The following is a 17951-nucleotide window of genomic DNA, read 5'->3' as shown; positions in this document are numbered from 1 at the left end:
CGGCGGCCCCCTTTCTTTATGGAGTCGGGCGGGACACCACGTAAGCGGCGGCCCCCACCATGACCAGCCCGGTGCCGGCGAGCACCGGGTAGCCGGGGGAGGACAGGGCCAGGATGGCGAAGCTGGACGACATGCCGCCGACCGCCATGAGTTTCGCCTTCACCGGAATGGCGCCGCGGTCCTGCCACTCGCGGATGGCGCGGCCGAACCGCGGGTCGTTGCGCATCCGCTCGCGCAGTTCGGGGTTGCCGCGGGCATAGGCCCAGCCGGCGACCAGCAGGAAGGGGACGGTGGGCAGGATCGGCAGGAAGGCTCCCGCGGTGGCCAGCCCCACCGCGCCATGGCCGACCAGCAGCCACAGCCGCCGCCGTCCCTTGCCCATGCCGTTGCTTTCGTCCATCACCTGCTCGTCCCGCATCCCGGTGCCGGATCATTGAACCGCGCCCGGCGGTGCCGCGCAAGTCGGGGTTGGTCACGACGCCGTGCGCACCATCCCCGGCGTGCCGGCCTTGGCCGTCGCCTCCAGGCTGTACAGCTTCGCCAGCAGCTGCGGTGCCGGCTGTTCGCCTGCCGTCGTCGCCGCCGCCGCCACTGTTGCCGCCGTCTCCGTCGCCGGGGCGGATTTGCGGCGCAACGCTTCCGCCAGCGATTGGGGGGAGGGGAGGGACGGATCGCCGCCGTCCCCGCCGCCGGTCATCCAGGGCAGCCCTCCGGCCGGCGGCCCTTCCGCCGTCGCGGTCTCCGGTCCCTCCTCCAGCAGGCTGCCGATATGGCCCAGCACGCTGTCGCCGGTGACCTCCTCGAAGGCGACCATGGCGGCGCTGCCGATCAGGCCGGGCAGCCCGCCGAACAGGAAGCCGCCGGCCAGCCGCGCCGGGATCGAGATCTCCTCTCCCGTCGCTTCGCGGTAGACCGACGACACCACCGGCAATTGCTGGAGCGGGTTGACCACGTCGAGCAGATCGTCGAAGCCGACGCTCATCCTGTCGGCCAGCGTCTCCTCGGGCTCGGCGGATGGTTTGCTGTGTGTCGAGGGCGGAGTGACGGCCTGGGCGGCCAGTCTGGTATTGACGCTCATGCGTGGTCTCCGATGGCGGCGAGCAGCGACTCCAGCCGGGCGAAACTGTCGGCGGAGGGGGAGGGGTCGTCCTTGCCCTGGCGCAGGAACTCTTCCAGCCGGGGATGGAGGTCGATGGCGGCGTCGGTCTCCGGATCGGTGCCGCGCTTGTAGGCGCCGAGCCGGATCATCTCCTTCATGCCGTCATAGCTGGCGGCCAGCGCGCGGGCGTGGCCGACGATGCGGTTCTCGCGCGCGTCGTGGCAGCCGGGCAGGCTGCGCGACACGCTGCGCAGCAGGTTGACGGCGGGATAGCGCCCCTGCTCGGCGATCTTGCGGTCCAGCACCAGATGGCCGTCGAGGATGCCGCGCACTGCGTCGGCGATGGGTTCGTCATGGTCGTCGCCATCGACCAGGACGGTGAAGATGGCGGTGATGTCGCCGTCTCCGCCCTCTTCGGGGCCGGGACCGGCGCGTTCCAGCAGGCGGGGCAGCTCGGCGAAGACGCTGGGCGGATAGCTCTTGGCGGTCGGCGGCTCGCCGGCGGCCAGCCCGATCTCGCGCTGGGCCATGGCGAAGCGGGTGACGCTGTCCATCAGGCACAGCACGTGTTTCCCCTGATCGCGCATCTCCTCCGCCACCGTCATGGTCAGCAGCGCCGCCTGCCGGCGCATCAGCGGCGGCTCGTCCGAGGTGGCGACGATGACGACGGAGCGCGCCAGCCCCTCCGGCCCCAGATCGTCCTGGATGAACTCGCGCACCTCGCGCCCGCGCTCGCCGATCAGGCCGATGACGATGGCGTCGGCCTCGGCATGGCGGGCGACCATCGCCAGCAGCGTCGATTTGCCGACGCCCGACCCGGCGAACACGCCCAGCCGCTGGCCGCGGCAGAGCGGCACGAAGCTGTCGATCACCCGGATGCCGCTGTCCAGCCGCGCTCCCACCCGGCGCCGCGCGCAGGCGGCCGGCGGCGGCTGGCGCAAGCTGCGCGGATGCTCGCCGTTCGCCAGCGGACCCTTGCCGTCGATCGGCTCGCCCAGCGCGTTGACCACCCGGCCGAGCCAGCCGGAGCCGGGCCGGAGCGTGAAGGCGGTGTCGTCGGTGACGGCGGCGCAGCCCTCCGCCACGCCGTCGAGGCTGTCGAAGGCCATCAGCAGCGAGCGGCCGTTGCGGAAGCCGATGGTCTCGCACAGCACCCGCCCGCCGCGGACGGTCTCCGCATGGCACTTGTCGCCGACCGACAGCACGCGCTGCAACCCGTCGACCTCCAGCGTCATGCCGGCGGCCGAGCGGATTTCCCCGCGCCACCGGCGCGTCGGCAGCCGGTCGAATTCCGCGGCCAGGGTGGCGAGTGCCGGCATCGCTTCTGTCTCCACCATCTCCATCGATGCAGGGCATCCTGGAGCAACGAATTTAAATCCGGCTTTAAACCGGCGGGATCATCGTCCGATCCGGTGTTGCGGCGGGACTTGCCGGCAAGAATTGATGGACCGAGGTCGCAATGGATTTGGGTAAAATCGGTTTCTTTCAGCTTGCCGGCACGCGGCTGGACTATCTGGCGCAGCGGCAGAAGCTGGTCGCCGAGAATGTGGTGAACGCCAACACGCCCGACTACCAGGCGCGCGACCTCAAACCCTTCGACAGCGTGATGGACGGCATCCGCCCGGTGGAGACCGCCCGCACCTCCGGCCTGCATCTGGCGAGCACCCGCTCCACCGCCGGCTTCCGCGAGGAGGGCAAGGCCGCCCTGTGGGAGTCGACCCCATCCGGCAACGCGGTGTCGTTGGAGCAGGAGATGATCAAGGGCAGCGAGACCCGCGACGCCTTCGCGCTGACCACCAGCCTGTTCCAGCGCAATGTGCAGATGCTGCGCATGGCCTGGAAGAACGGTTGAAGAGCCTAGGACGGAGACGACCCGATGATGAACGATGTCCTCGGCGCCACGCTGAAGATCGCCGGCGCCGGACTCCAGGCGCAGTCGACCCGCCTGCGCGTGGTGGCGGAGAATCTCGCCAACGCCGACAGTACCGCCACCGCCAGGGGCGGCGACCCCTACCGCCGCAAGACGGTGTCCTTCGACAGCGTGATGGACCGCGGCGTCGGGGCGGAACTGGTGCAGGTCAAGCAGATCGGCCGCGACCGCAGCGACTTCCAGCTCGCCTACGACCCCTCGCACCCGGCGGCCGACGACAAGGGCTACGTCAAGAAGCCCAACGTCCAGCCGCTGGTCGAGATGATGGACATGCGCGAGGCCGGCCGCGCCTTCGAGGCCAGCATGAACGTCATCGAACAATCGCGCGCGATGATGACCCGCGTCGTCGACCTGCTGCGCAGCTGAGGAGCCGTTCCATGATCGAGATGTCCGTCGGCCGCGTCGCCGCCGCCTACGCCGCCAACCGCAGCCCGATTTCCAGCGGTGTCGCCGAGACCCAGGCGGCGGCTTCGCCGCTGTCCGCCGCCAACCGGACCGATGCGGTCGCGGCCAGCGCCGAGAGCGATTTCGGCGGCTTCCTCGACAAGTCGATCTCCCAGGCGGTCGACACGCTGAAGGAAAGCGAGCGGGTGTCGCTCGCCGCCGTGTCGGGCAAGGCCAGCGCGCAGGACGTGGTGCGCTCCGTCCTGGCCGCCGAGATGACGGTGCAGAGCGTCGTCGCCATCCGCGACAAGATGGTCCAGGCCTATCAGGAGATCATGCGCATCGCGGTGTGAGCGGGTGCGTTTGAGAAGGAGTCCGCCATGAATCAGGCCGACGTGCTGGAGGTGCTGCGCAGCGGCATCTGGACGACCCTGCTGGTCGCCGCCCCGCCGCTGATCGTCGCGGTGGTGGTCGGCGTGTCGATCTCGCTGGTGCAGGCGCTGACCCAGGTGCAGGAGATGACGCTGACCTTCGTGCCGAAGATCGTCGCGATCCTGGTGGTGACGGTGCTGGCGCTGCCCTTCATGTACGGTGCGCTCGCCACCTACGCCGACCGGCTGAGCGATTTGATCGTCGCCATCGACTGACGGCGTCGACCGATGCGCCTCCCCCCGTTGCGAGCGGTCATCGTCCCCCTTCTCGGGCTGCTCGTAAATCCGGCCGGCGGTGCGGCGGCGCCGCCGGCCAACCTCTCGCAGATCGGGGTGTGGAGCACCGCCCTCTACGCCCCGCCCAAACAGCCGGCTCCCCAGACGCCGGCCAAGGCCCTGCCGCCGGAAGCGCAGTGCATCGCCGCCATCCTCGATGCGGAGAAGGCGGCGGGCATCGCCGACCATCTGCTGCTGGCGATGGGCTTCACCGAGTCCGGCCGGCGGACGGAGGACCGGCTGTTCACCGCCTGGCCGTGGACGGTCAACACCGAGGGGCGCTCCCATTACTTCCCGACGCGCGACGCCGCGATATCCTTCGTGCGCGAGACCCAGGCGCGCGGCGTGCAGTCCATCGACGTCGGCTGCCTGCAAGTGAATTTGCGCTGGCACCCCGACGCCTTCCCCGACCTCGTCACCGCCTTCGATCCGGTCGCCAACGCCCGCTATGCCGCGTCCTTCCTGTCGGCGCTGCGGCGCGACCATGGCTCGCTGGAAACCGCCATCGCCCGCTACCACTCCGCCCAGTCCGAGCGCGGCGAGGCCTATCGCCAGCGGGTGACCGGCAACCTGCGCTGGGTCGCCGGGGCGCTGGGCTATCTGGAGACCTTGGCCGCCGGCCCCGGCGGCTCCGCCCCGGTCTGGACCGCGGCCGAGCGCGGGCGCCTGAGCTTCCTGTCCGGCCTGTTTGCCGACGCTCCGGCCCGGCCGCTGCTGCCGGCGGGTCAGAACTGAAGCCGGTTCAGTGCGGGAAATGCTCGACATGGCATTCCGCGGTCCGCCCGTAATAGACCACCCGCCTGCCGGAGAAGGACACCATGTAGCCGGCGCATCCGGCCGCCTTCACCGCCTCGCAGAAGCCACGGTAGCTGTAGCCCGCCGCGTTGGACTGCGCCGCGCGCACCGCCGCCTCGACCCCGTCCGCCCGGAAGGCCGCGGCGACCGGCGTCGGCGTCGCGATGGCCGGCAACTCCACGCTGTCGCCGTCCGGCAGATAATAGGTGCTGGTCCCGCGGCGGTAATCGACGGCATAGCCTTCGAACCCGGCGTCGATCAGCACGGCGACGATGGACGGGAAGTTCATCGTGCCGTCATGCGAGGCGGCAAGGCAGGTCTGGGCAATCGTCTTCTGCTGCGCGTTCATCGGCGCTCTCCTTTTTGCGGTGGATTTGCGGAGGGCCAGGGGGATCAGCCGGTGGGGCTGCTCTTCAGCCCGTGCGCCCCGGCGATCTTCCTCAGGATCCGGTCGAGCTGCGCGCGTTCCTCCGCCGTCAGGCAGGCGAAGGACGCCTCGTCGTTCTCGTCGGCCAGCCGGGCCAGATCCGGCACCAGCAAGCTTCCCGCCTCCGACAGCGCCAGCACATGGGCGCGGCCGTCGGCCGGGTCGTCGTCGCGGGTGACCAGGGCCTTGGCGACCAGCCGGTCGGCCAGCTTGCTGATGGCGCCGCGGGTCATGTCCATCCGCCCGGCGAGCCGGTTGGGGGCCAGCGGACCGGCGTCCTGCAACTCCCGCATCATGACCCACTCGGCCACCGTCACGTCCTTGCCCTCCAGGCGGCGGGCGAAGGCGAAGGACACATGGTTGGACACCATGCGCATCCAGTAGCCGAGATGGTCGGTCAGCCGGGAAACCGCGCCGTTGGCGTTCATGAATGGCCGCTCCATTTGTTGACTAGGAAACTACTGCGCAGTTTGTTTCCTAGTCAACCACTTTCCCGTCCCGACGCCAAACCCGGCCTGCCCTTAAATCCCGGTTTTACCGCGCCCCCCTATCGTTGCCGGAACGCCTCTCCTCCACACACCCGTCAGGACCCCCATGACCCTCACGGATCACGTCCGCAGCCGGTTCGGCCTGATCGGCGACATCGGTCTCGCGAACCGCGACGTGCTGTTCGCGGTCGGCATCCTGCTGGTGCTGGCGGTGCTTTTCCTGCCGGTGCCGTCCTGGTTCCTCGATCTCGGGCTGGCGCTGTCCTTCTCGGTCGCGGTGCTGGTGCTGATGGTGTCGCTGTGGATCCCGCGGCCGCTGGACTTCTCCTCCTTCCCCACCGTGCTGCTGGTGGTGACGATGCTGCGGCTGGCGCTGAACATCGCGTCCACCCGGCTGATCCTCAGCGAGGGGCACAACGGCCACGCCGCCGCCGGCCACGTCATCCAGGGCTTCAGCCAGTTCGTGATGGGCGGCAACTTCGTCATCGGCGTGGTGATCTTCTGCATCCTGGTGGTGATCAACTTCGTCGTCATCACCAAGGGCGCCACCCGCATCGCCGAGGTCGGCGCCCGCTTCACGCTGGACGCCATCCCCGGCAAGCAGATGGCCATCGACGCCGACCTCTCCGCCGGCATGATCGACGAGGCCGAGGCGCGCCGCCGCCGCAAGGAGCTGGAGGACGAGAGCACCTTCTACGGCGCCATGGACGGCGCCTCGAAATTCGTGCGCGGCGATGCGGTAGCCGGACTGGTCATCACCGTCATCAACGTTCTCGGCGGCATGGCCATCGGCATCGCCCAGAAGGGGATGAGCTTCGAGCACGCCGCCTCCATCTACACCACCCTGACGGTCGGCGACGGTCTGGCGACGCAGATCCCGGCGCTGGTGGTGTCGCTGGCCGCCGGCCTGCTGGTGACCAAGGGCGGCAATGTCGGCTCGGCCGAGAAGGCGGTGATCGACCAGCTCGGCGCCTATCCGAAGGCTTTGCTGGTGGCATCGGGCCTGCTGGTCTCGCTGGCGCTGACGCCGGGGTTGCCGATGGCGCCCTTCCTCGCCATCGGCGCCGCCTTCGCCCTGCTCGGCTGGTACGCGCCGCGCCGCAAGGCCCGCGCCGCCGCGCTGGCCAAGCTGGAGGAAAGCCGCAAGGCGCCCGCCGCCGTGCCGGAGGAGGCGGTGGAGGACATGCTGAAGGTCGACGAGGTGAAGGTGGAGGTCGGCAACCACCTCGTCCCGCTGATCCTCAACAAGAACGGCCCGCTGACCACCAAGGTGAAGACCCTGCGCAAGCGCTTCGCCACCGAGTTCGGCTTCGTCCTGCCCTCGGTCCGCATCAAGGATTCCAGTTTCTTGGCCCCCAAGAGCTACGTCATCAGCATCATGGGGGTGGAAGCGGCGAAGGGCGAGGTGCGGCCGAAGCATCTGCTCGCCATCGACCCGACCGGCGGCGCCGTGCCCGACATCGCCGGCGACGCGACGCGCGAGCCGACCTTCGGCCTGCAAGCCAAATGGATCGACCCGGCCCGCCATGAGGAGGCGGTGGCGAAGGGCTACACCGTGGTCGATCCGGAAAGCGTCATCACCACCCACCTGACCGAGGTCATCAAGGACAACCTCTCCACCCTGCTGACCTTCGCCGCCTTGCAGAAGCTGATCGACGGGCTGGGCCGCGAGTACCAGAAGCTGATCAACGACATGGTGCCGAGCCAGATCTCGCTGGTCGTGCTCCAGCGCGTGCTGCAACAGCTTCTGTCGGAACGGGTGTCGATCCGCAACCTGCCCGCCATCGTCGAGGCGGTGGCGGAGGCGGTCGGCTGGACCCGCCACATCACGCTGATCACCGAACATGTGCGGATGCGGCTGGGCCAGCAGATCCACCAGGGTCTGGCCGGACCGGACGGCTTCGTCTCGGTGATCGCGCTCAGCCCGCGCTGGGAGCAGGCGCTGCTCGACAACATCGTGGTGGAGGGCGACGACCGCCGCTTCGTCATGCCGCCCAGCCAGGTGCAGGAGTTCCTGACCGCCGTGCGGCTGAAGATCCAGAAGCACGCCACCTCGCAAATCTGGCCGGCCCTGCTGGTGGGGGCCGAGGCGCGGCCCTTCGTCCGCTCCCTGCTGGAGCGGGTCAGCCCGATGACCCCGGTGCTGAGCCATGCCGAGCTGCACCGCAAGGCGGCGCTCAAGACCGTCGATCAAGTCTGAACATGGACGCCCCCGTGGACGGCCTCAGCCAGTTCCTGACTTTGGAGATCTACCGCGGCCTGCTGGTGCTGGCGCGGGTGGCGGCGGCCATCGGCCTGCTGCCGGGCTTCGGCGAGGCGGCGGTGCCGATGCGGGTGCGGGCGGCCCTGGCGGTCATCGTCACGCTGGTGCTGCTGCCGGGGGTGGAGGGCTTGCCCGACCGCATGCCGGACCAGCCGGTGGAGATGCTGCGGGCGCTGGCCGGCGAAACGCTGGTCGGCGCCTATCTCGGCCTCGGCGCCCGGCTGTTCATGGCCGCCCTCCAGACCGCCGGCGCGGTGGCGGCCCAGGTGGTGGGGCTGAGCAACCCCTTCTCGATGGCGGCGGCGGGGTTCGAGGGCGGGTCGGTGCTGTCCGGCGTGCTGCTGATCGGCGGGCTGGCGCTGCTGTTCGCCTCCGACGTGCATTACCTGATGATCGGCGCGCTGGCCCGCTCCTACGGCTCCTGGCCGGCGGGGGTGTTCCCCGACCTCGGCATGGTCGCCCAGCGCTTCGCCGAGCTGCTGGCGAGCACCTTCCGGCTGGGGGTGGGGCTGGCGGCGCCCTTCATCCTCTATGGGCTGGTGGTCAATCTGGCGCTGGGGCTGGTCAACCGGGTCATGCCGGCGATGCCCGTCTATTTCGTCGCGACGCCGGGGGTTCTGATGATCGGCATGGGGCTGTTCATGGCGACCGCCGGGGCGATGCTGACCGCCTTCGTCGCCGCACTCGGCGGCTGGCTGTCGGGGTCGTGAGGCATGGCGGAACAGGACGACGAACAGAAGACCGAGGAACCGACAGAGAAACGCCTGCGCGAGGCGGCGGAAAAGGGCGACGTCCCCCGCGCCCGCGACGTCGGCCTGCTGTCGGCGATGGTCGCCGCCTGGATGATCGTGCTGATGGCGGTGCCGGGCGTGGCGGCGAGCCTGTCGGCCCTGCTGCTGCCGCTGATCGAGAACCCGGACGACATCCGCATCGATGGCAGCGCCATCGACGTCATCCACAGCCTGCACTGGCTGATCGGCGGCGTCGCCGTCGCCCTGCTGCCGGTGCTGGGCATCCTGCTGGCCGGGGTGGCGGTGTCGGCGCTGGGGCAGGGGCAGTTCGTGGTGGCGTCCGACCGCATCCGGCCGAAATGGTCGCACCTGTCGCCGGCGTCCGGCTGGACGCGGATCGCCGGCCGGCCGGCGCTGGTCGAATTCGCCAAGAGCCTGGTCAAGCTCGCCATCATCAGCGCTGCCGCCTGGCACGCGCTGGCGCCCTACATCGCATGGACGGAGGATACTGTGGGCATGGACGTCGCCGGATTGCCCGTGCTGCTGCGGGACGTGACCTTGCGGCTGCTGCTGGCGGTCCTGCTGGCGACCGTCCTGATGGCGGCGGTGGACGTGCTGTGGAACCGCATGGAATGGCGCCGCCGCCTGCGCATGAGCCACCAGGAGATCAAGGACGAGTTCAAGCAGATCGAGGGCGATCCCAACGCCAAGGCCCGCCTGCGCGACATCCGCCGCTCGCGCTCGAAGAAGCGGATGATGGCGAACGTCCCGCGCGCCACGGTGGTCATCACCAACCCCACCCATTTCGCCGTCGCGCTGGAGTACGAGCGCGGCCGGACCGCCGCCCCGATCTGCCTCGCCAAGGGCGCCGACCTGATCGCGCTGCGCATCCGCGCCCTGGCCCAGGAGCACAACATCCCCATCGTCGAGAATCCGCCGCTGGCCCGCGCCCTCCACGCCACGGCGGAGGTGGATGCGACGATCCCGCTCCAGCACTATCAGGCGGTGGCGGAGGTCATCACCTATGTGCTGAAGCTGAAGGGCGGTCTGGCGCGGCGCGGGTGAGCGAGGGGCCAGCCGGACCATAGGCCGGCAAACAGGCGCCAATTGTTTCAAACAACAAATCTCGAACCTTCCAAAACATCACGCTATCGGCTTGCGAACACGCGAATATCTGGCGCTACCTCGCAATTGTCACAAATTCGATTGAGAGAGTTGTCATGCGCATTCTGAATATCGCTGCCGTCGCCGCCGTCGCCATGATGGCCGTTCCCGCCATTGCCTTCGCCGATGATTTCGAGGCGCTGTGCACGGCCACCGACAAGTCCGAGCCGACCGTCGCGTCGTGCAAGTGCGCGTCCGGCAAGCTGACGGGCGCAGACCGCACCACCGCCATCGACGCCATGAAGGCGATGAACGCCGCCATGGCCTCCGGCAAGGCCGAAGACGCCGCCGCGGCCACGCAGAAGCACAGCAAAGGCATCGAGATCGTGATGACCGCGCAGGCCACCTGCATGTAATCCGGCTCACGCCGTCTGCCTGTCGCCTACCGGTTGTCCGGGCCGTCCATCGGGCGGCCCGTTCCGTTCCAGTGTCTTGCGCATCGTCCGAAAATCCCCGCCGGCCTCGCCGTCCAGGGCGGCCCCCCTTGCCATCCTGCCGGTCGCGTGTCAGGAACGGATCCGTCAGTCCGTGACGTGAAGGGGACCTCCGATGCCGCCGCTCTCCGCCAAGCCCGCCGCCAAGGCGGCAGCGCCCAAATCCGCCGCCGGATCGCTGGCCGGCTTCTGTCCCTGGGCGGGGGAAGAGGGCTTGCGGGTCTACCTCCGTCCGGTCGGGCTGATGCCTATCGCCGCCTGGGCCAAGGGGGCGGCGGTGCCGCTTGCCGGCGGACGCTTCGCCTTCTCCACCGCCGAACTGATCGTCCGCGACGCCGGTTCGCGCATCGACCGCGCCTTTGCGCCGCTGTCGGAGATCATGGCCTGGGGCTGGGAGCGCTCGCGCGCGGTGGCGGAGGCGCTGGACCGCCAGCTCGGTGCCCTGACCCGTGCCCGCGCGCCCTTCGCCGGGCTGTCGCCCGACCGGCCGCAAATCATGGGCATCGTCAACGTCACGCCGGACAGCTTCTCCGACGGCGGCGATTTCCTCGACCCCGGCGCCGCCATCGCCCATGGCGAGGCGATGCTGGCGGCCGGCGCCGACATCCTGGACATCGGCGGCGAGTCCACCCGCCCCGGTGCCGTCCCGGTCCCGCCCGAGGAGGAGGAGCGGCGCGTCCTGCCGGTCATCCGCCATTTCGCCGGGAAGGGGGCGACCGTCTCGGTCGACACCCGCCATGCCCGCGTGATGGAGTCCGCCGCCGCGGCCGGCGCCCGCATCGTCAACGACATTGCCGGCCTGTCCGATCCGGAGGCGCTGCCGGTGGTGGCCCGCACCGCCATCCCGGTGGTGGTGATGCACATGCAGGGCGACCCCGGCACCATGCAGGCCAGCCCGACCTACCGCGACGCCGCGCTCGACGTGTTCGACTGGCTGGAGGAGCGGGTCGCCCGCTGCGTCGCCGCCGGCGTGGCCCCGGAGCGCATCGCCGTCGATCCCGGCATCGGCTTCGGCAAGAAGACTGAGCACAATCTGGAGATCCTGCGCCACACGTCGCTGTACCATGCGCTGGGCTGCACGGTGCTGATCGGCCTGTCGCGCAAGGGCTTCATCGGCCGGCTGTCGCGCGAGGAGCCGCCGAAGGAGCGGCTGGCCGGCTCGCTCGCCGCCGGGCTGGAGACGCTGAACCAGGGCGCGCAGATCCTGCGCGTCCACGACGTGGCGGAGACGGCGCAGGCCCGCGCCTTGTGGGAGGGGCTGCATCCCCGGTAAGGGCCGCGACGGTGGCCCCGCAGGCCCATGCCTCTCGTAGGCAAGCGGCCGGACGGCCGTGCCCGCCGACTGAGGGCAAAGATGACTCCCCTGTAACCCTTTCGCGCAGCCGCCGATGGGGCCTTGACCCGGCCCGGCTGCCGCGCGAAGAAACATCCTTCGCTTGCACATCCGGTCCCGCACCCCGACATGCGGGGCCTGGATACCGTTCCTGCACGAGGCTCTCATGACGCGACACCTGTTCGGCACCGACGGCATCCGTGGCACCGCCAACATCGACCCGATGACCGCCGAAACGGCCCTGCGCGTGGCGATGGCGACCGCGTTGCAGTTCCGCCGCGGCGACCACCGCCACCGGGTGGTGATCGGCAAGGACACCCGCCTGTCCGGCTATCTGCTGGAACCGGCGCTGACCGCCGGCTTCATCTCCATGGGGATGGACGTGGTGCTGGTCGGTCCGCTGCCGACCCCGGCCGTCGCCATGCTGACCCGGTCCTTGCGTGCCGACATGGGCGTGGTGATCTCCGCCTCGCACAACCCCTATCAGGACAACGGCATCAAGCTGTTCGGCCCCGACGGCTACAAGCTGTCGGACGAGGTCGAGGCCGCCATCGAGGCGCGCATGGCGCAGCCCTTCGCTCCCGACCTCGCCCGTCCGGCCGATCTCGGCCGCGCCAGCCGGATGGAGGACGCCACCGGCCGCTACATCGAGTATGTGAAGAACACCTTCCCGCGCGGCCTGCGGCTGGACGGTCTGAAGATCGTCGTCGATTGCGCCAACGGTGCCGCCTACAAGGTGGCGCCCAAGGTGCTGTACGAACTGGGGGCCGACGTGATCCCGGTCGGCGTCACCCCGGACGGCACCAATATCAACAAGGGCTGCGGCGCAACATCCACCCAGACCCTGCAGGAACAGGTGGTCGCCCACGGCGCCCATCTCGGCGTCGCGCTGGACGGCGACGCCGACCGCCTGATCATGGTGGACGAGGCCGGGCGCCCCATCGACGGCGACCAGCTGATGACCCTGATCGCCACCTCCTGGGCGCGCTCGCAGACGCTGCGCGGCGGCGGCGTCGTCGCCACCGTCATGTCCAACCTGGGCATGGAGCGCCATCTCGGCGGGCTCGGCCTGCATCTGGCCCGCACGCCGGTCGGCGACCGCTACGTCGTCGAGATGATGCGCGAGCGCGGCTACAATGTCGGCGGCGAGCAGTCGGGCCATGTCGTGCTGTCCGACTATTCGACCACCGGCGACGGGCTGATCGCCGCGTTGCAGGTGCTGGCGGTGCTGATCCAGGCCGACGGCCGCTCGGCCAGCGAGGTCTGCCGCGTGTTCGATCCCGTCCCGCAGAAGCTGACCAACGTCCGCTTCACCGCCGGGACCAAGCCGCTGGAGGACGCCGTCGTCCAGCAGGCGATCAGGGAGGGCGAGGCGCGGCTGGCGTCGAGCGGCCGCCTGCTGATCCGCAAGTCCGGCACCGAGCCGCTCATCCGCGTGATGGCGGAGGGCGACGACGCGGCGCTGGTCGACAGCGTGGTCGCCGATATCGCCGGCACCATCCAGGCGAGCGCCGCCCGCAGCCTGGAGGCTGCGCAATGAGCGGAAGCACCGTCAACGGTAGCACCGTCAACGGCCGCGTCCTGATCGTCGCCGGGTCCGACTCCGGCGGCGGCGCCGGCATCCAGGCCGACATCAAGGCGGTCAGCGCGCTCGGCGCCTATGCCATGACCGCCATCGCCGCATTGACGGCGCAGAACACCACCGGCGTCTATGGCGTGGTGCCGGTCGATCCCGCCTTCGTCGCCTTGCAGATGAAGCTGGTGCTGGAGGATATCGGCGCCGACGCGGTGAAGATCGGCATGCTCGCCAACGCCCCGGTCATCGAGGCGGTGGCGACGGAGTACGAGGCGCGCGCCGTCAATGTGCCGCTGGTGCTCGATCCGGTGATGATCGCCAAGAGCGGCCACCATCTGCTCGACCCCGACGCCGTGCTGACCCTGCGCCGGCGCCTGCTGCCGCTGGCCGAGGTGGTGACGCCCAACCTGCCGGAAGCCGAGGCGCTGACCGACCTGCCGATCCGCGACCTCGACGACATGCGCCGCGCCGCCGAGCTGATGCTGAGCTTCGGCCCGAAATCGGTCCTGCTGAAGGGCGGCCATCTGGAGGACGACACCCTCTACGACCTGCTGCTGACCGAGGAGGGCGAGACGGTGTTCGAGGGCCGCCGCGTCCACACCCCCCACACCCACGGCACCGGCTGCACCCTGTCCTCGGCAATCGCCGCCGGTCTGGCCCAGGGCCTGAACACCCACGACGCGGTCGCCCGCGCCCGCCGCTATGTCGAGACGGCGATCCTGACCGCCCCCGGCCTCGGCCACGGGCACGGCCCGCTCAACCACCTGCACACGGTGCGGGAGTTTTCGTAAGGGGTTGGCCGCGGGTGCCCCCTCACGGCACCCGCTTCTTCTCCAGCTTGCGCGCCAGGGTGCGCCGGTGCATGCCGAGCCGTCTTGCGGTCTCGGAGATGTTGAAGTTCGTCTCCACCAGCGTCTCGTGGATGCGCTCCCACTCCAGATTCTTGATCGAGGTGGTGCGGACGGTCGGGGCGATGGAGGTGTCGCCCTCGGTGCGGTCGAAGGCGGCCTCGATGTCGTCGGTGTTCGACGGCTTCGCCAGATAATGGCAGGCGCCCAGCTTGATCGCCTCCACCGCGGTGGCGATGCTGGCGAACCCGGTCAGCACGACGATGCGGGTTTCCTCGTCGGCCTCGTGCAGTTCCTTCACGCATTCCAGCCCCGATCCTGTGGCGAGCTTCAGGTCGACCACGGCATAGTCGGGGTCCAGCGTCTGCAAAAGCTCCCGCATCTCCTCCAGCCCGGCGCAGGCATGGACCTCGTAGCCGCGGCGCTCGAAGGACCGACGCAGCGCCTTGGCGAAGGACGCATCGTCCTCGACGATCAGCAGGGTGCGGAGGATTTCCTCTTCCAACTCAATCGTCTCCATCGGAGCCTCCGGGCGACAGGGCGGACAGCGGCAGGGTCAGCGTCACGGTGGCGCCGCCGCCCGGCCGGTTCTTGGCCGAAACCGTCCCGCCCAGCTTGCGCAGCACATTGACCACCAGGAACAGGCCGAGCCCGCTGCCCGGCCGCTTCTTGGTGGAGCGGTAGGGCTTGCCCAGTTCCTCCAGAATGGCGGGGTCGAAGCCGGGGCCGCCGTCGTTGACCGCCACCACCAGATTGTCGCCCTGCCGCAGGGCCGCGACGCCGATCCAGCCCGGCGAGGCTTCCAGCGCATTGTCCAGCACGTTGAACAGCACCTGTTTCAGGGCGAGGTCGGCGATCATCCGTTCCTGCGGGCCGACCGTGTTGTCGTAGTCGAAGCGCTTGGGCGACCGGCTGGACAGCCAGTCCTCCACCAGCCCGTCGAGGAAGCCCTTGACCGTCGTGCGCACCGTGCCTTCGCCGCGGGCCTCGCCCGACGACATCAGGATGCCCGACACGATGGTCTTGCAGCGGTCGATCTGGTTCTGCATCTCCGCCATCTCGTCGGCCAGATCGGGGTCGGAGGTCAGCGACGGCATGCGGCGCCAGTCGTTGACGATCACCGACAGGGTGGCGAGCGGCGTCCCCAGCTCATGCGCCGCACCCGACGCCAGCAGGCCCATGCGGACGATGTGCGCCTCTTCCATGGAACGCTGGCGCAGCTCGGCCAGAAAGGCGTCGCGGGCGCGCAGGTTGCGGTTGATCTGGGTGAGGAAGGGGACCAGCAGGCTCGCTGCCAGCACGAAGCAGATGAACATGCCCTGGATGTGCAGGCTGAACAGCTCGCCCTCATAGGCGGGCGGCAGCGGCAGCGGCTGGTGGGTGCCGATCAGCCAGGTGAAGCCGGCGGTCGCCACCAGAACCAGCGCCCAGGCCGACCAGGCCTCCAGCAGCACCGCCCCCAGCGCCACCTGAAGAAGATACAGCGAGATGAAGGGGTTGGAGGCGCCGCCGCTGAGATAGAGCTGCAAGGTCAGCGCCCAGACGTCGATCAGCAGTTCCAGGAACAGCTGGGTGTTGGAAACGTCGGAGCTGCGGCGGATCTGGATCAGGCTGGCGATGTTCAGCGCGATCAGGACGAAGATGACCGCCGCCATCGGCAGCAGCGGCAGGCGGATGCCCATCTGCGAATGGACGATCAGGATCGTCACGATCTGCCCGACGACGGCAAGCCAACGCAGCTGGACGAGCAGGAACAGGTTTTTGCGGTCGGTGGTGTCGCGCACGAAAGACGTCCTGTTCCTCACCCGGTTCATCAGCCCATCGACTTATATAGAGAGTTACCGGCGGGCGGGGAGTTTTAGGACGCCTGTTTTCCGCTGGGCGTTTTTTCGCTTTCCTTCAGGCCCGCCGGCGCCGCATCTCGCTGCGGATCACGAACAGGACGGCGCCGATCAGCATCAGGTCCAGCGCGAACCAGGTCAGCGCATAGCCGAGATGGCTGTTGGGGAAGCTGACCACCGTCAGCCCGCCGACCGGCCAGCCGCCGGGATTGCGGGTTGAATCGGCGTCGATGAAATAGGGGGCGGCCTGCTCCAGCCCGGTCGCGGCGGCGATGGCGGCCACGTCGCGGGAATACCAGCGGCCGGCGGCCGGGTCGTTGCTGCGCAGGAAGCCGCCCTTCGGCTCGGTCAGGCGCAGCAGGCCGGTGACGGTCACCTCGCCCCCCTGCTGACCGTGCGGCTGCCCGTCGGCGCGGGTCGCGGGATCGCGCCTGTCCGGCGGCACGAAGCCGCGGTTGACCAGGACGGTGAAGCCGCGGTCGGTGACCAGCGGCGTCATCACCCAGAAGCCGCCGCCCAGGTCGCTGACGGCCTGCACCAGCGTCTCGCGGTCGTTGAGGAACCGCCCGGTGACGGCGACCCGGCGGTATTCGTCCGACGCGGCGCCGACCGAAGCCCACGCCTCCGGCCCCGGAGCCGGGACGGGGGAGGCGTGGATGCGGGCGTCCACCCGCTCGATCAGGTCGAGCTTCCACACCCGGCGTTCGAGCTGCCAGATGCCGAGCGCGGTCAGGCCGGCGATGCCGGCGAGCGCCAGAAGGCCGAAGAGGGCCAGCGCCCAAGCCGGGCGGGCCCTCTTCACCGAAGAACCGCCCGCAGGGGGCGCGGACGGCAGTCCGGTCACGGCATCTTGCTCATGTCGTGGCCGGGCATCATGTTGGCGTTCAGGTGGTACATCACCCAAAGCGAACCGGCGAACATGATGACCACGACGATGATCGTGAAGATCATCGCCAGCATCGACCAGCCGCCTTCGACACGGCCGTTCATGTGCAGGAAATAGACCATGTGGACGATGATCTGGACGACGGCCAGAGCCAGGATCACGACCGTGGTGGTCGTGTTGTCCAGCGTGCCGTTCATCACCAGCCAGAACGGGATGACCGTCAGGATCACCGACAGGACGAAGCCGATCATATAGCTGCCGAAGGTGCCGTGGGCGCCCGCGGGGTGGCCGTGGTCGTCATGGCCATGGCCGCCGTGAGCCCCATGGCCCCCGTGACCGTGGTCGTGCCCGTGATCGGCGTGGTGGTCGCTGTGCGCGTGGGTGCTCATCGCAGCGCTCCCATCAGATAGACGAAGGTGAACACACCGATCCAGATGACGTCCAGGAAGTGCCAGAACATGCTGAGGCACATCAGGCGCCGGCGGTTCGCCGGGATCAGGCCGCGGCGGGCGACCTGGACCATCAGCGTCACCAGCCACACGCTGCCGAAGGTGACGTGCAGGCCGTGGGTGCCGACCAGCGTGAAGAAGGACGACAGGAAGGCGCTGCGCCACGGGCCGGCGCCTTCATGGATCATGTGGGCGAACTCGAACAGCTCGATGCCCAGGAAGGCGAGGCCGAACAGCAGCGTGATCGCCAGCCAGCCCTGGGTCTGGGCGGTGCGGCCCTTCTCCATCGCCAGCATGGCGAAGCCGTAGGTGATGGACGAGAACAGAAGCATGGAGGTGTTCAGCGCCACCAGCTTCAGGTCGAACAGCTCCTTCGGCGTCGGACCGGCGGCGTAGCTGGTGCCCAGCACGCCGTAGGTCGCGAACAGCACCGCGAAGATGAGACAGTCGCTCATCAGGTAGATCCAGAAGCCGAGCGCGGTGCTGGCTCCCTCGTGGGCGTGCTCGTCCGTCACATGGAAGACGGGCGGGGTGGCGCCGCGCGGGGTGTCGTGCCCCGCGTGGCCGCCATGCATGGCTTCAACGGTCGTCGTCAT

The 17951-nt window shown here is 69.4% G+C and carries 22 protein-coding genes; 12 read left to right on the top strand and 10 right to left on the bottom strand.

From position 1 onward, the window contains the following. Positions 1-16: 16 nt before the first annotated feature. The 3 genes from VH569_RS26150 to fliI all read right to left on the bottom strand — a co-directional run bounded on the left by VH569_RS26150 (position 17) and on the right by fliI (position 2418). Positions 17-400, bottom strand: a complete 384-nt coding sequence (locus VH569_RS26150) for a YbaN family protein (protein ID WP_423319161.1) — start codon at positions 398-400, stop codon at positions 17-19. A 72-nt stretch (positions 401-472) separates the two neighbouring features. After that, positions 473-1078, bottom strand: a complete 606-nt coding sequence (locus VH569_RS26145; protein WP_423319159.1) for a hypothetical protein — start codon at positions 1076-1078, stop codon at positions 473-475. Beyond that, positions 1075-2418 (bottom strand): flagellar protein export ATPase FliI, encoded by a 1344-nt coding sequence (gene fliI / locus VH569_RS26140; RefSeq protein WP_423319157.1) that lies wholly within the window; start codon positions 2416-2418, stop codon positions 1075-1077. Before fliI ends, VH569_RS26145 begins: the two co-directional genes overlap by 4 nt. 140 nt (positions 2419-2558) lie before the next feature. Between fliI and VH569_RS26135 the strand changes: the two genes are divergently transcribed. The 5 genes from VH569_RS26135 to VH569_RS26115 are packed head-to-tail and all read left to right on the top strand — an operon-like array spanning position 2559 to position 4855. Continuing rightward, the gene (locus tag VH569_RS26135; RefSeq protein WP_423319155.1) at positions 2559-2951 is read left to right on the top strand and encodes a flagellar biosynthesis protein FlgG; all 393 of its coding nucleotides are present in this window, start codon (positions 2559-2561) and stop codon (positions 2949-2951) included. A gap of 24 nt (positions 2952-2975) precedes the next feature. Beyond that, positions 2976-3395, top strand: a complete 420-nt coding sequence (gene flgC, locus VH569_RS26130) for a flagellar basal body rod protein FlgC (RefSeq protein ID WP_109049423.1) — start codon at positions 2976-2978, stop codon at positions 3393-3395. A gap of 11 nt (positions 3396-3406) precedes the next feature. Next, positions 3407-3766 (top strand): flagellar hook-basal body complex protein FliE, encoded by a 360-nt coding sequence (locus VH569_RS26125; RefSeq protein ID WP_395452443.1) that lies wholly within the window; start codon positions 3407-3409, stop codon positions 3764-3766. A 27-nt stretch (positions 3767-3793) separates the two neighbouring features. Further along, entirely contained in the window at positions 3794-4060 is a 267-nt protein-coding gene (gene fliQ, locus VH569_RS26120; protein ID WP_109049425.1) for a flagellar biosynthesis protein FliQ, read from the top strand. 12 nt (positions 4061-4072) lie between these two features. Next, positions 4073-4855: a lytic transglycosylase domain-containing protein gene (locus VH569_RS26115; protein ID WP_423319153.1), complete on the top strand. Its 783-nt coding sequence runs from the start codon at positions 4073-4075 to the stop codon at positions 4853-4855. A gap of 7 nt (positions 4856-4862) precedes the next feature. Here the strand turns inward: VH569_RS26115 and VH569_RS26110 are convergent, their stop codons facing one another. Next, entirely contained in the window at positions 4863-5264 is a 402-nt protein-coding gene (locus VH569_RS26110; RefSeq protein WP_423319152.1) for a DUF1398 domain-containing protein, read from the bottom strand. A 44-nt stretch (positions 5265-5308) separates the two neighbouring features. Beyond that, positions 5309-5770, bottom strand: coding sequence for a MarR family winged helix-turn-helix transcriptional regulator (locus VH569_RS26105; protein WP_423319150.1), 462 nt, complete (start codon positions 5768-5770; stop codon positions 5309-5311). 166 nt (positions 5771-5936) lie between these two features. Here VH569_RS26105 and flhA point away from each other — a divergent pair, with 166 nt between their 5' ends. The 7 genes from flhA to thiD all read left to right on the top strand — a co-directional run bounded on the left by flhA (position 5937) and on the right by thiD (position 14122). After that, a complete protein-coding gene (flhA, locus tag VH569_RS26100) occupies positions 5937-8030 on the top strand; it encodes a flagellar biosynthesis protein FlhA (RefSeq protein ID WP_423319148.1) in 2094 nt (697 codons plus the stop codon). 2 nt (positions 8031-8032) lie between these two features. After that, positions 8033-8803: a flagellar biosynthetic protein FliR gene (locus tag VH569_RS26095; protein WP_423319146.1), complete on the top strand. Its 771-nt coding sequence runs from the start codon at positions 8033-8035 to the stop codon at positions 8801-8803. Positions 8804-8806: 3 nt separating this feature from the next. Further along, positions 8807-9889: an EscU/YscU/HrcU family type III secretion system export apparatus switch protein gene (locus VH569_RS26090; protein WP_423319144.1), complete on the top strand. Its 1083-nt coding sequence runs from the start codon at positions 8807-8809 to the stop codon at positions 9887-9889. Positions 9890-10044: 155 nt separating this feature from the next. After that, entirely contained in the window at positions 10045-10344 is a 300-nt protein-coding gene (locus VH569_RS26085; protein ID WP_423319142.1) for a hypothetical protein, read from the top strand. 193 nt (positions 10345-10537) lie between these two features. Beyond that, complete coding sequence (gene folP, locus VH569_RS26080; protein WP_423319140.1) at positions 10538-11695, top strand: dihydropteroate synthase; 1158 nt, start codon at positions 10538-10540, stop codon at positions 11693-11695. A gap of 226 nt (positions 11696-11921) precedes the next feature. After that, on the top strand, positions 11922-13295 hold the full coding sequence (glmM, locus tag VH569_RS26075) for a phosphoglucosamine mutase (RefSeq protein WP_423319138.1): 1374 nt from the start codon (positions 11922-11924) through the stop codon (positions 13293-13295). After that, positions 13292-14122, top strand: a complete 831-nt coding sequence (gene thiD / locus VH569_RS26070; RefSeq protein ID WP_423319137.1) for a bifunctional hydroxymethylpyrimidine kinase/phosphomethylpyrimidine kinase — start codon at positions 13292-13294, stop codon at positions 14120-14122. Before glmM ends, thiD begins: the two co-directional genes overlap by 4 nt. Positions 14123-14144: 22 nt before the next feature. Here the strand turns inward: thiD and VH569_RS26065 are convergent, their stop codons facing one another. The 5 genes from VH569_RS26065 to cyoC all read right to left on the bottom strand — a co-directional run bounded on the left by VH569_RS26065 (position 14145) and on the right by cyoC (position 17951). Further along, positions 14145-14699 (bottom strand): response regulator transcription factor, encoded by a 555-nt coding sequence (locus tag VH569_RS26065; protein ID WP_377807566.1) that lies wholly within the window; start codon positions 14697-14699, stop codon positions 14145-14147. Next, positions 14686-15963, bottom strand: coding sequence for an ATP-binding protein (locus VH569_RS26060; RefSeq protein WP_423319134.1), 1278 nt, complete (start codon positions 15961-15963; stop codon positions 14686-14688). Before VH569_RS26060 ends, VH569_RS26065 begins: the two co-directional genes overlap by 14 nt. Before the next feature lie 115 nt (positions 15964-16078). Continuing rightward, the gene (locus VH569_RS26055; protein WP_423319132.1) at positions 16079-16822 is read right to left on the bottom strand and encodes an SURF1 family protein; all 744 of its coding nucleotides are present in this window, start codon (positions 16820-16822) and stop codon (positions 16079-16081) included. 38 nt (positions 16823-16860) lie between these two features. After that, positions 16861-17295, bottom strand: a complete 435-nt coding sequence (gene cyoD, locus VH569_RS26050) for a cytochrome o ubiquinol oxidase subunit IV (RefSeq protein ID WP_423319131.1) — start codon at positions 17293-17295, stop codon at positions 16861-16863. Continuing rightward, positions 17292-17951 (bottom strand): cytochrome o ubiquinol oxidase subunit III, encoded by a 660-nt coding sequence (gene cyoC, locus VH569_RS26045; RefSeq protein ID WP_423319129.1) that lies wholly within the window; start codon positions 17949-17951, stop codon positions 17292-17294. The genes cyoD and cyoC overlap by 4 nt, the downstream gene beginning before the upstream one ends.

It is taken from the genome of Azospirillum sp. 11R-A, assembly GCF_049472615.1.
Classification (GTDB): Bacteria; Pseudomonadota; Alphaproteobacteria; order Azospirillales; family Azospirillaceae; genus Azospirillum; species Azospirillum palustre.
The sequence above is the reverse complement of the archived record's forward strand: the minus strand, read 5'-3'. Positions and strand labels throughout refer to the sequence as shown.

Bases quoted from the DNA above. Each gene is read 5' to 3' on its own strand.
- VH569_RS26150 (WP_423319161.1), bottom strand. From the start codon at position 400: ATGGACGAAAGCAACGGCATGGGCAAGGGACGGCGGCGGCTGTGGCTG.
- VH569_RS26145 (WP_423319159.1), bottom strand. From the start codon at position 1,078: ATGAGCGTCAATACCAGACTGGCCGCCCAGGCCGTCACTCCGCCCTCG.
- fliI (WP_423319157.1), bottom strand. From the start codon at position 2,418: ATGCCGGCACTCGCCACCCTGGCCGCGGAATTCGACCGGCTGCCGACG.
- VH569_RS26135 (WP_423319155.1), top strand. From the start codon at position 2,559: ATGGATTTGGGTAAAATCGGTTTCTTTCAGCTTGCCGGCACGCGGCTG.
- flgC (WP_109049423.1), top strand. From the start codon at position 2,976: ATGATGAACGATGTCCTCGGCGCCACGCTGAAGATCGCCGGCGCCGGA.
- VH569_RS26125 (WP_395452443.1), top strand. From the start codon at position 3,407: ATGATCGAGATGTCCGTCGGCCGCGTCGCCGCCGCCTACGCCGCCAAC.
- fliQ (WP_109049425.1), top strand. From the start codon at position 3,794: ATGAATCAGGCCGACGTGCTGGAGGTGCTGCGCAGCGGCATCTGGACG.
- VH569_RS26115 (WP_423319153.1), top strand. From the start codon at position 4,073: ATGCGCCTCCCCCCGTTGCGAGCGGTCATCGTCCCCCTTCTCGGGCTG.
- VH569_RS26110 (WP_423319152.1), bottom strand. From the start codon at position 5,264: ATGAACGCGCAGCAGAAGACGATTGCCCAGACCTGCCTTGCCGCCTCG.
- VH569_RS26105 (WP_423319150.1), bottom strand. From the start codon at position 5,770: ATGAACGCCAACGGCGCGGTTTCCCGGCTGACCGACCATCTCGGCTAC.
- flhA (WP_423319148.1), top strand. From the start codon at position 5,937: ATGACCCTCACGGATCACGTCCGCAGCCGGTTCGGCCTGATCGGCGAC.
- VH569_RS26095 (WP_423319146.1), top strand. From the start codon at position 8,033: ATGGACGCCCCCGTGGACGGCCTCAGCCAGTTCCTGACTTTGGAGATC.
- VH569_RS26090 (WP_423319144.1), top strand. From the start codon at position 8,807: ATGGCGGAACAGGACGACGAACAGAAGACCGAGGAACCGACAGAGAAA.
- VH569_RS26085 (WP_423319142.1), top strand. From the start codon at position 10,045: ATGCGCATTCTGAATATCGCTGCCGTCGCCGCCGTCGCCATGATGGCC.
- folP (WP_423319140.1), top strand. From the start codon at position 10,538: ATGCCGCCGCTCTCCGCCAAGCCCGCCGCCAAGGCGGCAGCGCCCAAA.
- glmM (WP_423319138.1), top strand. From the start codon at position 11,922: ATGACGCGACACCTGTTCGGCACCGACGGCATCCGTGGCACCGCCAAC.
- thiD (WP_423319137.1), top strand. From the start codon at position 13,292: ATGAGCGGAAGCACCGTCAACGGTAGCACCGTCAACGGCCGCGTCCTG.
- VH569_RS26065 (WP_377807566.1), bottom strand. From the start codon at position 14,699: ATGGAGACGATTGAGTTGGAAGAGGAAATCCTCCGCACCCTGCTGATC.
- cyoD (WP_423319131.1), bottom strand. From the start codon at position 17,295: ATGAGCACCCACGCGCACAGCGACCACCACGCCGATCACGGGCACGAC.
- cyoC (WP_423319129.1), bottom strand. From the start codon at position 17,951: ATGACGACGACCGTTGAAGCCATGCATGGCGGCCACGCGGGGCACGAC.